A 13,292-nucleotide genomic window follows, 5' to 3' on the forward strand; every position below is an offset into this window, starting at 1 on the left:
TTTTCAAAGCACAAAGATAACGCAATTCAAATAAATATGACAAGATGTCAGATGAAGAATTAACAATGTTTTAGAATAATGCTTATCAGCAGCCAATCCCGCTTTTCCGCTACAATCCACATCCTTCTGGACTCGCAAAGAAAGTAAAGTTTCCAAAGTTCTAAACAGAGCTTCCATTGGTCGTTTTTTTAGAACAGGAAATTTCTGCTTTTTTCTTTCCGTTTTTTTACTTCAGCCGGCGCTGGTAGAAAAATTATTTACAAGTTTTTAAAATAGAATCTCAAAAATAAAGGATGCATAAAATTATTAAAAACACAGCCAATTGAACTGAAATAAAAATATATTATCTTATTTTAAGGTTAAATTATGTGAATTATGTATTCTTTTTGTTTAATTATGAAACATTTAGTAAATATAATTTCGCTACCTTTGGTAGGTTAAAACTCCTAAAATAATATTTATCATTAATTTTAAAAACGATTTAACATGAAACAATTACAGAACATCAGCGTAATGTCAAAAAAGTGTTTAGCAATTAGTGCATTTTTCTTTTTTCATAGTCTTTTGAGGGCGCAAAATGAAGAGGTGGATGTAAATTTGACAGTGGGTGAGGAAGGAACTGATTGGTTTGCACAACCATGGGTTTGGGTAGTAGGGGGAGCGGTTTTTATAATAATAATAATAGCTCTTGTAAGGGGTAAAAGTGAAAGCTAATCATTTATTCCTTATTTATATAAATGATTCGGCATATAAAATCGATTATTATCGGTTTAGTTCTCTAAAACCCATTCAAAGAGACCAAACTCTTGAATGGGTTTTTGACACGCTGTTGAAATTCTGCCGTTAGCATGGAGTTGGGAAATATTAAACTTAAACTTCAATTCCATACTGATTTCAAAATCATAAAACACATCTTTAGTATTATATTTGAACCCATACATCTACTTGGATGTAATTTTGCATGTAATTGCTGAAATCATTTCCTAAGAAAGTTTCTTTTCTTGTTTAGATTTTATTTGCCCAACTTCTTAATAATCCATCTTGTCATAAACCGTAATAATTTTTGTAGAGTTAATTCGTAAAAACGGCTATAATTCACAACAGTTTAAATCTTTTGTTCAACGATAAAAATTACTTTTAGAAATACAAAAGCGCAATATTTAAAAAAAAAAGATACTTTTGTCTCAGAAAAATAGAGCAATGGCAAAGAATTTAGTTATAGTTGAGTCCCCTGCAAAGGCAAAAACAATCGAGAAATTTCTAGGAAGTGATTTTCAAGTCGAATCGAGTTATGGGCATATTGCCGACTTGCCTTCTAAGGAAATTGGAGTAGATGTAGAAAATGGTTTTAAACCCAAATACGAAGTTTCTGCTGATAAAAAAGCGTTGGTAAGCAAATTAAAGACTTTAGCCAAGAATGCCGAAATGGTTTGGTTAGCAAGTGATGAGGATCGCGAGGGTGAGGCTATTTCTTGGCATTTAGCCGAAGAATTAAAATTAGATAAGAAGAAAACCAAGCGTATTGTTTTTCACGAAATCACCAAAACTGCGATTCTAAAAGCAATTGATAATCCACGTGAAATCGATTATAATTTGGTCAACGCACAACAAGCACGTCGTGTTTTGGACAGGTTGGTTGGTTATGAATTGTCGCCTGTACTTTGGAGAAAAATTAAAGGCGGACTTTCTGCGGGTCGTGTACAATCGGTTTCTGTTCGTTTGATTGTAGAGCGTGAAAGAGAAATTCAAAACTTTAATGCAATTGCAACATATTCCGTTGTGGCAGAATTCACTAACGAATCAGGGAAATCATTTAAAGCCAAACTGCCTAAGAATTTCAATACTAAAAAAGAAGCCGAAGATTTTTTAAACAAGAATATCGGTTCAACGTATAAGGTATCAGATTTAGAAACGAAACCTACCAAAAAATCACCTACAGGTCCTTTTACGACTTCGACTTTACAACAAGAAGCTGCGCGTAAATTGTATTTGCCTGTTGGAATTACGATGCAACTCGCACAACGTTTGTACGAAGCTGGACTCATTACTTATATGAGAACGGATAGTGTGAACTTATCCAAGGATGCGATGGAAGCTGCTCAAGCTGAAATCATCAAATCGTACGGAAAAGAGTTTTCAAAACCTCGAACTTTTGTCAATAAAAGCAAAGGCGCGCAGGAAGCACACGAAGCAATTCGTCCTACAGATATGTCACAACACACGGTAAATATCGACAGAGATCAAGCCCGTTTGTATGATTTGATTTGGAAAAGAACGTTGGCTTCGCAAATGAGTGACGCACAATTGGAGCGTACTAACGTGAAAATTGAAGCGAACAATCACGGTGAAATATTCACAGCATCTGGAGAAGTTTTGCTTTTTGAAGGTTTCCTGAAAGTGTATCTTGAAGGCCATGATGACGATGAAGAAGAGCAAGAAGGGATGTTGCCCGCAATGAAAGTCAATGAAAAATTACAAAACAATTACATCACCGCGACCGAAAGATATTCTCGAGCTGCTGCAAGATATACCGAAGCTTCTTTGGTAAAAAAATTAGAGGAATTGGGTATTGGTCGTCCTTCTACTTATGCGCCAACGATTTCTACGATTATCAACAGAAATTATGTAGAGAAAGGAAATCTTGACGGTCAGGAACGTAATTATACGCAACTGATTTTGCAATCCGGGAAAGTAGGAGAGAAGTTGTTGAAAGAAAATACAGGTTCTGATAAAGGGAAATTAGTCCCTACAGATATTGGAACGATTGTTACCGATTTCTTGGTAAAGAATTTCGGAAACATTTTAGATTATAATTTCACTGCAAAAGTGGAGCAGGATTTTGATGAAATTGCAGAAGGAAATATCGTTTGGACAAAAATGATGCAGGAATTCTACGATAAATTTCACCCAACAGTGAAAGACGTAGAAGCCAATGCAGAAAGAGAAAGCGGTGAAAGAATTTTGGGAACTGATCCAAAAACAGGGAAACCGGTTTCGGTGCGTTTAGGGAAATTTGGACCAATGGCTCAAATTGGAGCTGCTGATGATGAAGAGAAAAAATTTGCCAGTTTAATGGCAGATCAAAATATTGGGAACATCACTTTAGAGGAAACGTTGAATTTGTTTTTGTTGCCAAAAAATCTTGGAGAATATAAAGGAGAAGAAGTTGAAGTAAGTAATGGTCGTTATGGTCCTTATATTCGTCACGGAGCAGCTTTTGTCTCTTTACCAAAAGGAGAAAATCCTCTAGATGTAGATTTTGAAAGAGCCCAGGAATTAATCGAAGAAAAAGCCGCCGCCGATGCGCCGATTGCAGTTTACAAAGGGGAAGGCGTTCAGAAAGGTGTGGGTCGTTTTGGTCCTTTTATCAAATGGAACGGTTTGTTTATAAATGTAAGTAAAAAATACGATTTTGATAATTTGTCTCAATCAGATATTGAAGCGTTGATTGAAGATAAGTTGCAAAAAAATATTGATAAGGTTTTGCATAATTGGGAAGACGAAGGAATTTTGGTTGAAAAAGCCCGTTGGGGACGTTCTGTTATCACTAAAGGAAAAATCAAAATTGAATTAAGTAAAGATGTTGATGCTACAAAATTAACATTGGCTGAAGTTCAGGAAATGATTGCCAAGAAAACGCCAGCTAAAAAAGCACCAGCGAAGAAAGCCGTAGTAAAGAAACCAGTAGCAAAAAAGAAATAAAATGGAATTTGATTTTCTGAAACCCGTAGATGATGAAATCCTTAGCTATATAAACGGATTGACTTCTCAGCAATTAGGAAGTAAAATTGTATTGCATACAGAAAAACAGTTCCCAGATTTAAATAAGATTAAAATTGCTGTAATTGGCGTTTTAGAAAACCGAGGAAATAAAAAAGCTGTTTCTGATGTAGATTTAGTGCCACTGAGAAAAGAGTTATATGGATTGTTTCCGGGAAACTGGGACGCTTCTATTGCTGATTTAGGTGATATTCTTGCAGGAAATTCTGTTGAGGATACTTATTTTGCAGTAAAAAAAGTTGTTGCAAGTCTAGTTAAGAAAAAAATTACTCCTATAGTTATTGGAGGTTCCCAAGACTTAACATATGCGCTTTACAGAGCTTATGATGATTTGGAACAAATGGTCAACTTGGTTTCCATTGATAATAAATTTGATTTTGGTAAGGAAGAAGAGCAGGTTTCGGCTTCTTCCTATTTGACAAAAATAATTGTAGACGAACCTAATAATCTTTTCAACTATTGTAATATTGGGTATCAAACGTATTTTAATTCGCAGGAAGAAATAGATTTGATAGAGAAATTGTTTTTCGACGCCTATAGATTAGGAGAGGTTTCTAATAATATCTCTATTTCGGAACCTGTTTTTAGAGATGCTGATTTGGTAAGTATTGATCTGAATTCGGTTAAATCATCTGATTCAGGAAATTTTATTTCGTTTGCACCAAATGGTTTTAATGGAAAAGAGATTTGTTCTTTGTCACGGTATGCAGGAATAAGTGATAAAGTATCTTCTTTTGGGATATTCAATCATAATAATTCGGCACAAGAATCTGTCATCATAGCGCAGATAATTTGGTATTTCATAGAAGGGTTTCATTATCGTTCTAATGAGTATCCTTTTGGAAGTAAAGAAAACTATTTGAAATACATTGTCCCATTGGAGGAAGAGGAACTTGTCTTTTATAAAAGTGATAAAACGGATCGCTGGTGGATAGAAATTCCTTTTATTTCAAATGTTAATAATAAACTAAAAAGAAATACGTTATTACCATGTTCATATGACGAATATTTATTGGCATGCAACCAAGAATTGCCTGAAAGATGGTGGAAAGCACAACGTAAGAATATTTTATAATTATTATTTAATGTTTACAATTTTTGCCCTGAAAATTGTTTAAAAATTAATATGATTTATAAGCTTAACATTATAAAATACATAAAAAAAATCAATTTTTATGTATTTTATCGATTATTTTGGCATTTTATCGACAAAATATTTTTTTTGTATTTTATTTAACATTATTTTTGGACTCAAATTAATTCATAACAAAAATATTGTTTTATTAATAAATAATAAATAGGTTTACACACTTAAAAATAATGAATAGATAACCAAATTTATATGAAGAAGTTCATTGCATATACGTCAATTTTAGCCCTTTTGATCGGCTGTGGTAAATCAAGCGATAAAGGAGAATTAGTTGGTATTAATGGAGGTAAATGGCATCCTGAAAAGCCCTTTGGAATGGCTTTAATTCCTGGTGGTGCCTTTATTATGGGTAAATCAGACGCTGATTTAGCTAATGTGGAAGATGCTCCTACTAAAACTGTTACTGTTCGTTCATTTTACATGGATGAAACTGAAATTACCAATAGTGAATACCGTCAATTTGTAGAATGGGTAAAAGACTCTACAATGAGAGTTCGATTGGCAATTATGGCTGATATGAGCGGGCAAACAGCTGATCCAGGAGCTGCTAAAGGTAAAAATGCCGGAAGTATTGGTGATTTTGCTTTTAATGATTCTGATCCTGAAAAGATGACCGCCTATGATAAATACATGTATGATAATTATTATAGTATAGGTACGGCTGACGATCAATATGCCGGAAGAAAATTGAACAGAAAAGTGAAGCTAATCAAAGATACTAAGTTGTATCCGGATGCAGATTATACTGAAGTGATGGATTCTATGTATTTGCCAATAGAGGCTTCATACAATGGATTACGAACTATAGATGTAGATAAATTAAAATTCCGTTACTCTTGGATGGATATTCAGGCTGCTGCAAAAGCTAAAGTAGGAAATAGAAAAAATTTCATCAGAACAGAAGAAGTAAAGGTATATCCTGATACAACGGTTTGGATTAAGGATTATGCTTATTCTTATAATGAGCCTATGCATAATGATTATTTCTGGCATAAAGCGTATGGAGACTATCCAGTTGTAGGTGTAAAATGGACTCAGGCAAAAGCTTTTTGTGCTTGGAGAACTTTAAATAAAAACACCTACATAAAATCTAAAAAGAAAGGTCGTGATTTGATAAACTCTTTCAGATTGCCAACAGAAGCGGAATGGGAATATTCAGCAAGAGGCGGTTTAGAATCAGCTACTTATCCTTGGGGTGGGCCTTATACTAAAAATGACAGAGGTTGTTTTTTAGCTAATTTTAAACCTAATAGAGGTGATTATGCGGCAGATGAAGCTTTGTATACTGTAGAGGCAAAATCGTATGAGCCTAATGGTTATAATCTTTATAATATGGCAGGAAATGTTTCTGAATGGACGGATTCATCCTATGATCCAAATGCTTACGAATATGTTTCTTCTATGAATCCGAATGTTCAGGATTATAAAAATCAAAGAAAAGTAGTTCGAGGTGGTTCATGGAAAGATGTTGCTTATTTTCTTCAAGTAAGTACTCGTGATCATGAATATGCTGATTCTGCAAGAAGTTATATAGGTTTTAGAACTGTTCAAGATTATATGGGACTTCAAACCACTGGAAACGGTAAAAAGAAATAAATAAACAAAAAATAAACCAATCGACATCTATTAAAACTAAAAAAAACTATTATGGCATTACTAAGTAAAAAACAAATGAATTTCGCATACGGTATGGGAGCTGCGGTTGTAATTATTGGTGCATTATTTAAAATAACTCACATTGAATTTGGTATTATTACTGGGAATTTAATGCTTACAATTGGTCTTGTAGTTGAAGCTTTAATTTTTGCTCTTTCTGCTTTTGAACCGGTTGATGATGATTTAGATTGGACATTGGTTTATCCCGAATTGGCAAATGGAGTAAAAGGAGAACCAAAGAAAAAAGTTGAAACGCCTTCAGATGCTCAAGGATTATTGTCCCAAAAATTGGACGCGATGTTGAAAGACGCTAAAATTGATGGAGAATTAATGGCAAGCTTAGGAAATAGCATTAAAAATTTCGAAGGAGCTGCTAAAGCAATTTCACCAACGGTAGATTCTATCACTGCAACCAAAAAATACAGCGAAGAATTATCTATGGCTGCGGCACAGATGGAATCTTTAAACAGCTTATACAAAGTACAATTAGAAAGTGCTTCAAGAAATGCTGAAGCAAATAAAGAAATTGCTGAAAATGCAGGAAAATTAAAAGAGCAAATGCAATCTATGACTGCAAATATTGCTTCATTGAACAATGTTTATGGTGGTATGCTTTCTGCAATGGGTAATAAAGGATAATTAGTTTCAAACTATAAAAAAATAATAAACTAATTAGTAGAAAATATGGCAGGAGGAAAACTAACCCCTAGACAGAAGATGATTAACCTAATGTACCTGGTTTTTATCGCGATGTTAGCATTAAATATGTCCAAAGAGGTATTATCAGCTTTTGGGATTTTGAATAATAAAATAGTAGAGTCTAACTCTATCACTGATACTAGAAATGAAAGTTCATTTCAACAATTAGCTCAAAAAGCAGTGGATCAACCAGGGCAATTTGGGGATAAAAAAGCCAAAGTTGAAAAAATTAGAGCTTTGTCTAAAGATTTTAATGACTATTTAGAAAACATCAAGACGACTGTTACCAAAAAATTTGAAAGAGATGCTGAAGGAAATTTGCCATACGAGCAAATGGATAAAGGAGATTTAATTGACAGAATGTTCTTTACTGGAGATAGAGTTTCTAAACAAGGAAAAGAGTTCTTAGATAAGATTAATAATTTCTCAACTCAGATAAAAGCAATTGGGGGTAGTTCAATTGCGGAATCTGAAATGAAAAAGATTGAAGCCAGATTTGCTACAAAACCAGTTTATTCTGAAAAAGCAGGTGCTAAATTAGATTGGATCGATTACAATTATAAAGGATATCCTCTTATTGCGACTATTACTAAATTATCGCAATTGCAAGCAGATATCAAAACGACGGAGAGCGATGTAATGACAGGAATGTTTCAATCGGATTTAGTGGCTGCAGCGTCACTTACAGCTTACCAGCCTATTGTAGTTCTTGATAAATCTGTTTTCTTTCAAGGAGAAGCGGTAACAGGAAAAATTATTTTAGGTAAATTTGATCCATCATTAAAAGCAAAATCTGTTATTGTCAATGGATCTAGTGTACAAGCGCAAGCGGGTCAAGCTAAATTCTCTTTTGGAGCAGGCAATATTGGAGAACATGCTATTGGCGGTTCCTTTAATTTTGATGAAAATGGGAAAGTGGTTAGCTTGCCTATTAAAGATAAATATGTTGTTGTTGCGAGACCAAAGTCGGCTACTATTTCTGCAGATAAGATGAATGTAGTTTATAGAGGTGTTGTAAACCCAATGACTATTTCTTTTGCAGGTGTTACTGCAGATAAAGTTTCAGCTAGTGCTCCAGGATTAAGTTCTGCGGGTGGTGGTAAATATAACATGAGCCCAGGTTCAGGTTCAGAAGTGGTTATTAATGTAACTGGTACACTTCCTGACGGTTCTAAAGTTTCGGATAAGAAAAACTTTAGAATAAAAGGTATTCCTGGTCCAACAGGAACTATTAGAGGAGAAATGGGCGTTGTTAAAGGGCCTAAATCAAATTTACAAATTGCGACAATTGGAGCTAAATTAGTTGATTTCGACTTTGAAGTTGGTTTAAATGTAGTTGGATTTAATTTAAAAGTAACAGGTCAACCTACTGTTGTTGTTCAAGGAAATAAATTAAATGCACAGTGTAATGCTGTTCTTTCAAAAGCAGTTAGAGGAGATCAAGTTACTATTTCTGAAATAAAAACAAAACTTGTAGGTGCAGGTAGTTATTTATTACCAAGAACAGCTCCAGTAATTTTTGAAATACAATAAATAATAAGTAAGTTTATATTTGACCTACTTCAATATCTTATTATGATACCATGATGAATCTAAGAAATTTTTTAATCGCTATTGTCTCTATTACAGGAAGTTTCGCCTCTTTTGGACAGTCTAATTTGCTTAATGCAAAAACTCCTGACCAAATAGGACTTAAAACTGCGGCACAACTCATTTCAGATAATGATAAACCATTAGTCTATGGTTATGTGCATGATAGAGATGTTTTAATGGGTAAGACTACATGGGAAATTATTGACTTAAGTGAAAAAATTAATTTTGCTTTGTATTTCCCAATTGATACCGCAAATATTGGGTCTGATAGAAGATCTTTGTATGATGTGCTTACGAAAGCTTTGAAAAATGGTAAAATTACTGAGGTCTATACCGATAGTTATTTTAATACCAAAAAATCGATGCAAGACATTCAAACATCATTGACTCGTATTGATACAACTGATGCAGGTAGAGAACAAATTAATGCAGGAAATCAAATATCTGACGAGTATATTTTAAAACAAGACTTAGCAGCTCAAGATGTAACCCAATATAAAATTAAAGGATACTGGTATTTTGACAAGCGCCAGAGTGAATTGAAATATCGTTTATTGGGAATTTGTCCCGTGACGCCAGATGTTTATACCATGAACAGTGATGAAAAAGATTATATCGAATTGTTCTGGGTATTCTTCCCGGCAGCAAGAGATGTTTTACATGAAGCAAAAGCGTTCAATGATAAAAATTCAGCGATGCCAGTTTCATTTGATCAAATATTAAATTCCAGGCGTTTTAACAGTGTTATTTACAAAGAAGAAAATGTATATGGTGATAGAACTATTGATGAATACATGAAGGATAACGCTCAAAATCAATTATTAGAATCGGAAAGAGTAAAAGAAAAAATTCGCAATTTCGAACAAGATATGTGGAATTATTAATGCCGATTTTATAATATAATAAAAAACTCTTACTGTAATGGTAAGAGTTTTTTTGTTTTAATGTGTTTACTTTGCACTTATTTAAAAGGTGTTATTTCAAATGATTGATTATTTAATTATTGGTTCTGGTTTAGCAGGTATTTCATTCGCAGAGATTGCTTTGCGTAATGACAAATCTATTTTTGTATTGGATAATAATTCTCAAAATTCATCCAAAATTGCAGGAGGTTTGTATAATCCGGTTATTTTAAAACGTTTCAGCGAGGTGTGGCAAGCTCAAGAGCAATTAGTATTGATGAACGAATTTTATACTTTTTTAGAAGAAAAACTAAATTGCAAAGTTGATTTCAAAAGTCCTATTTTAAGAAAATTCTTTTCCGTTGAAGAACAGAATAATTGGTTTGCTGCTTCGGACAAAATAGCGCTGGCTCCTTTTTTATGTACACAATTAATTTCTAAAAAATATATAGGAATTGATTCCCCTTACGGGTATGGCGAAGTTTTACAAACGGGTTATGTGGACACCGCTTTGCTTTTAAATAAATACAGGGAATACCTGAAACAAAACAATCTCTTTCAAGAGGAAGCATTTGATTATGATGCTTTAAAAATCGAATCGGATAGTATTCAATATAAAAATATTCGAGCTAAGCATATCATTTTTGCGGAAGGTTTTGGTCTGCATGCAAATCCTTATTTTAATTACTTGCCTTTAGACGGAACCAAAGGAGAGCTTTTTATTATTAAAGTACCTCAGTTGGATTTAGATGTAATTGTAAATACGAGTGTGTTTATTTTGCCTCTTGGGAATGATTTATTCAAAGTTGGAGCAACGTATAATTGGAAGGATAAAACAGATCTGCCTACTGAGGAAGGAAAAACAGAATTAGTAGCAAGAATAAAAGAAATTATTAGCTGTGATTTTGAAATTGTGGAGCATTTTGCTGGCGTTCGACCTACAGTCAAAGACAGAAGACCATTAGTGGGAACACATCAAAATTATGAATCAATACATATTTTGAATGGTTTGGGAACTAGAGGGGTTATGCTTGGGCCAGCAATGGCAAAAGTATTATTTGAAAATATAGAACATCAGATTCCTTTAAATAGGGAAATTGACATTGACAGATTTCTATCTAAAGGGCAGTAATACTATTATTTTAGTTTGGTTTTTGGATCATAGGAAACAAACATATTGATGTATATGTTTCTGGACCAGCGCAAGACAAATGGAAACAAGACAATAAGTGACGCTATTATAGCAATAAAAGCCACTTTAAGGCTGGAGCCAAAGATTACAAATGAGATTATAAAGGCTGCTATTCCAACGGCGACATTCAATCCGTAACTGACATACATGGCACCATAAAAAAACGAAGGTTCAATTTGATACCTCAAACCACAATGGCCGCAATTTTCATGCATTTTCAAGATTTTATTGAAATGTAACGGATTTTTATCCAAATACATACTCTCATTCTGACATTTAGGACAAGTTCCTGTTAAAATGCTATATAATTTGGATCCTTTTTTTAACATTTGCAAAAAATTTAATTTTTCCTTTTTTAGAGTTACAAATTTACGCATTCAAAAAGGAATAAAATAACAATACATGCTTAATATACACAATTTATCCGTTTCGTTTGGTGGTACTTATTTATTTGAAGAAGTTACCTTTCGATTGGGTGCCGGAGACCGTGTGGGTCTTGTAGGGAAGAACGGAGCGGGAAAATCTACCATGCTTAAAATGTTGGCAAAAGATTTTGCTCCTGATTCAGGTGTTATTTCTCAAGAGAAAGATCTTCGTATGGGATTCTTGCGTCAGGATATCGATTTTGAACAAGGAAGAACAGTTCTTGAAGAAGCGTATGAAGCTTTTACTGAGATTAAAATTGTTGAGAAAAAGCTCGAAGAAATTAATCACTTGTTAGTTACAAGAACTGATTATGAAAGTGACGAATACAGCCAAATTATTGAAGACTTATCTGATTATACGCACCGTTTTGAATTATTGGGCGGTTATAATTATGTGGGTGATACTGAGAAAATTTTACTTGGTTTAGGATTTAAAAGAGACGTATTCGATAATCAAACCGAAACTTTTTCTGGTGGATGGAGAATGCGTATCGAATTGGCCAAATTATTATTACAGGCCAATGATGTTTTGTTGCTGGATGAGCCTACGAATCACTTGGATATAGAAAGTATCATTTGGTTAGAAAGTTTCCTTCGTAATTATCCTGGTGTTGTTGTGATTGTTTCGCACGATAAAATGTTTTTGGATAACGTTACCAATAGAACTATCGAAATTTCACTTGGTAAAGCCTATGATTTCAATAAACCCTATTCTCAATATTTAGAATTGCGTCATGAAATTCGTGAAAAGCAATTGGCAACGCAAAAAAACCAAGCCAAAAAAATTGAAGAAACGGAAAAATTAATCGAAAAATTCCGTGCCAAAGCTTCCAAAGCTTCGATGGCGCAGTCATTAATCAAAAAATTAGATAAAGTAGAACGTATCGAAGTTGATGAAGATGATAATTCGGTGATGAACATTACTTTTCCAGTTTCAAAAGAACCGGGAAGAGTCGTGATTGAAGCCGAAAATGTAACTAAAAGCTACGGTGACAAAACAATTTTGAAAGACATCAATCTGTTAGTGGAGCGCGGAAGTAAAATTGCATTCGTTGGACAAAACGGTCAAGGAAAGTCAACTTTCATTAAAGCTATTGTTGACGAATTCGAATATAAAGGAAATATCAAGTTAGGGCATAATGTACAGTTGGGATATTTTGCGCAAAATCAGGCTGAATATCTGGATGGCGAAATCACTCTGTTGCAAACAATGGAAGATGCCGCTGCAGATACAAACCGAATGAAAGTACGCGATATGCTAGGTTCTTTCTTGTTTCGTGGCGATGATGTAGAGAAAAAGGTAAAAGTCCTTTCAGGAGGCGAAAGAAACCGTTTGGCGTTATGTAAATTATTGTTGCAGCCCATTAATGTTCTGCTGATGGATGAGCCTACAAATCACTTGGATATTAAATCTAAGAATGTTTTGAAAGCCGCGTTACAAAAATTTGGAGGTACTTTATTGCTGGTTTCTCACGATAGGGATTTCTTGCAGGGAATGTCAAATTTAGTGTATGAATTCAAAGATCAAAAAATAAAAGAATATTTAGGGGATATCAACTATTTCTTGGAACAACGCAATATGGAAAATATGCGTGAAGTAGAGAAAAAAGATGCACAGAAAGCGGCTGCACCTAAAGAAAGTAATAAAGCTTCTTATGAAGATCAGAAAAAAGGCAAAGCGTTACAGAATAAGTTGAGCAAAGTGGAGAGTCAAATTAAGCAATTAGAAAAGGACATTCAGCATGATGATAAAATGCTTGCTTCTAATTATGATAAACACATTGAAGACGCTAAATTTTTCACGGCATACAATAAGAAAAAAGCAGAACTGGACAAACTTCTCTCAGATTGGGAAATAGTTCAGGAAGAAATAGATAATTTATAAAAACGAGAGT

At 33.9% G+C, this 13,292-nt stretch carries 12 protein-coding genes; 9 read left to right on the forward strand and 3 right to left on the reverse strand.

The window, feature by feature from the left end; genetic code table 11:
- Nucleotides 1-3: 3 nt before the first annotated feature.
- Nucleotides 4-177: a hypothetical protein gene (locus E0H99_RS17150; protein ID WP_165930255.1), complete on the reverse strand. Its 174-nt coding sequence runs from the start codon at nt 175-177 to the stop codon at nt 4-6.
- 309 nt (nt 178-486) lie between these two features.
- Here E0H99_RS17150 and E0H99_RS05140 point away from each other — a divergent pair, with 309 nt between their 5' ends.
- Nucleotides 487-714 (forward strand): hypothetical protein, encoded by a 228-nt coding sequence (locus E0H99_RS05140; RefSeq protein WP_131991965.1) that lies wholly within the window; start codon nt 487-489, stop codon nt 712-714.
- A 56-nt stretch (nt 715-770) separates the two neighbouring features.
- On the opposite strand, the gene E0H99_RS17155 is transcribed toward E0H99_RS05140, so the two are convergent.
- Complete coding sequence (locus tag E0H99_RS17155) at nt 771-941, reverse strand: hypothetical protein (protein WP_165930191.1); 171 nt, start codon at nt 939-941, stop codon at nt 771-773.
- Between the two features lie 259 nt (nt 942-1,200).
- On the opposite strand from E0H99_RS17155, the gene topA reads away from it, so the two are divergent.
- The 7 genes from topA to E0H99_RS05175 all read left to right on the forward strand — a co-directional run bounded on the left by topA (nt 1,201) and on the right by E0H99_RS05175 (nt 10,912).
- Complete coding sequence (topA, locus tag E0H99_RS05145; protein ID WP_131991968.1) at nt 1,201-3,702, forward strand: type I DNA topoisomerase; 2,502 nt, start codon at nt 1,201-1,203, stop codon at nt 3,700-3,702.
- 1 nt (nt 3,703) lies between these two features.
- The gene (locus E0H99_RS05150; protein WP_131991971.1) at nt 3,704-4,855 is read left to right on the forward strand and encodes a formimidoylglutamase; all 1,152 of its coding nucleotides are present in this window, start codon (nt 3,704-3,706) and stop codon (nt 4,853-4,855) included.
- Nucleotides 4,856-5,122: 267 nt separating this feature from the next.
- On the forward strand, nt 5,123-6,526 hold the full coding sequence (gene gldK, locus E0H99_RS05155; protein ID WP_131991974.1) for a gliding motility lipoprotein GldK: 1,404 nt from the start codon (nt 5,123-5,125) through the stop codon (nt 6,524-6,526).
- 51 nt (nt 6,527-6,577) lie between these two features.
- Nucleotides 6,578-7,225, forward strand: a complete 648-nt coding sequence (gene gldL, locus E0H99_RS05160) for a gliding motility protein GldL (protein ID WP_131991977.1) — start codon at nt 6,578-6,580, stop codon at nt 7,223-7,225.
- Between the two features lie 45 nt (nt 7,226-7,270).
- A complete protein-coding gene (gene gldM, locus E0H99_RS05165) occupies nt 7,271-8,818 on the forward strand; it encodes a gliding motility protein GldM (protein WP_131991980.1) in 1,548 nt (515 codons plus the stop codon).
- Nucleotides 8,819-8,871: 53 nt separating this feature from the next.
- Nucleotides 8,872-9,762, forward strand: coding sequence for a gliding motility protein GldN (gene gldN, locus E0H99_RS05170; RefSeq protein ID WP_131992570.1), 891 nt, complete (start codon nt 8,872-8,874; stop codon nt 9,760-9,762).
- A gap of 100 nt (nt 9,763-9,862) precedes the next feature.
- Complete coding sequence (locus E0H99_RS05175) at nt 9,863-10,912, forward strand: NAD(P)/FAD-dependent oxidoreductase (protein WP_131991983.1); 1,050 nt, start codon at nt 9,863-9,865, stop codon at nt 10,910-10,912.
- A gap of 5 nt (nt 10,913-10,917) precedes the next feature.
- Here E0H99_RS05175 and E0H99_RS05180 read toward each other — a convergent pair whose 3' ends face one another.
- On the reverse strand, nt 10,918-11,301 hold the full coding sequence (locus E0H99_RS05180; protein WP_131991986.1) for a DUF983 domain-containing protein: 384 nt from the start codon (nt 11,299-11,301) through the stop codon (nt 10,918-10,920).
- A gap of 73 nt (nt 11,302-11,374) precedes the next feature.
- Here E0H99_RS05180 and E0H99_RS05185 point away from each other — a divergent pair, with 73 nt between their 5' ends.
- A complete protein-coding gene (locus tag E0H99_RS05185) occupies nt 11,375-13,282 on the forward strand; it encodes an ATP-binding cassette domain-containing protein (RefSeq protein WP_131991989.1) in 1,908 nt (635 codons plus the stop codon).
- Nucleotides 13,283-13,292 lie beyond the last annotated feature (10 nt).

This window comes from Flavobacterium sp. GT3P67 (assembly GCF_004349155.1).
In the GTDB taxonomy this organism is placed as follows: domain Bacteria; phylum Bacteroidota; class Bacteroidia; order Flavobacteriales; family Flavobacteriaceae; genus Flavobacterium; species Flavobacterium ranwuense.

Bases quoted from the DNA above. Each gene is read 5' to 3' on its own strand.
- E0H99_RS17150 (WP_165930255.1), bottom strand. From the start codon at position 177: ATGGAAGCTCTGTTTAGAACTTTGGAAACTTTACTTTCTTTGCGAGTC.
- E0H99_RS05140 (WP_131991965.1), top strand. From the start codon at position 487: ATGAAACAATTACAGAACATCAGCGTAATGTCAAAAAAGTGTTTAGCA.
- E0H99_RS17155 (WP_165930191.1), bottom strand. From the start codon at position 941: ATGTATGGGTTCAAATATAATACTAAAGATGTGTTTTATGATTTTGAA.
- topA (WP_131991968.1), top strand. From the start codon at position 1,201: ATGGCAAAGAATTTAGTTATAGTTGAGTCCCCTGCAAAGGCAAAAACA.
- E0H99_RS05150 (WP_131991971.1), top strand. From the start codon at position 3,704: ATGGAATTTGATTTTCTGAAACCCGTAGATGATGAAATCCTTAGCTAT.
- gldK (WP_131991974.1), top strand. From the start codon at position 5,123: ATGAAGAAGTTCATTGCATATACGTCAATTTTAGCCCTTTTGATCGGC.
- gldL (WP_131991977.1), top strand. From the start codon at position 6,578: ATGGCATTACTAAGTAAAAAACAAATGAATTTCGCATACGGTATGGGA.
- gldM (WP_131991980.1), top strand. From the start codon at position 7,271: ATGGCAGGAGGAAAACTAACCCCTAGACAGAAGATGATTAACCTAATG.
- gldN (WP_131992570.1), top strand. From the start codon at position 8,872: ATGAATCTAAGAAATTTTTTAATCGCTATTGTCTCTATTACAGGAAGT.
- E0H99_RS05175 (WP_131991983.1), top strand. From the start codon at position 9,863: ATGATTGATTATTTAATTATTGGTTCTGGTTTAGCAGGTATTTCATTC.
- E0H99_RS05180 (WP_131991986.1), bottom strand. From the start codon at position 11,301: ATGTTAAAAAAAGGATCCAAATTATATAGCATTTTAACAGGAACTTGT.
- E0H99_RS05185 (WP_131991989.1), top strand. From the start codon at position 11,375: ATGCTTAATATACACAATTTATCCGTTTCGTTTGGTGGTACTTATTTA.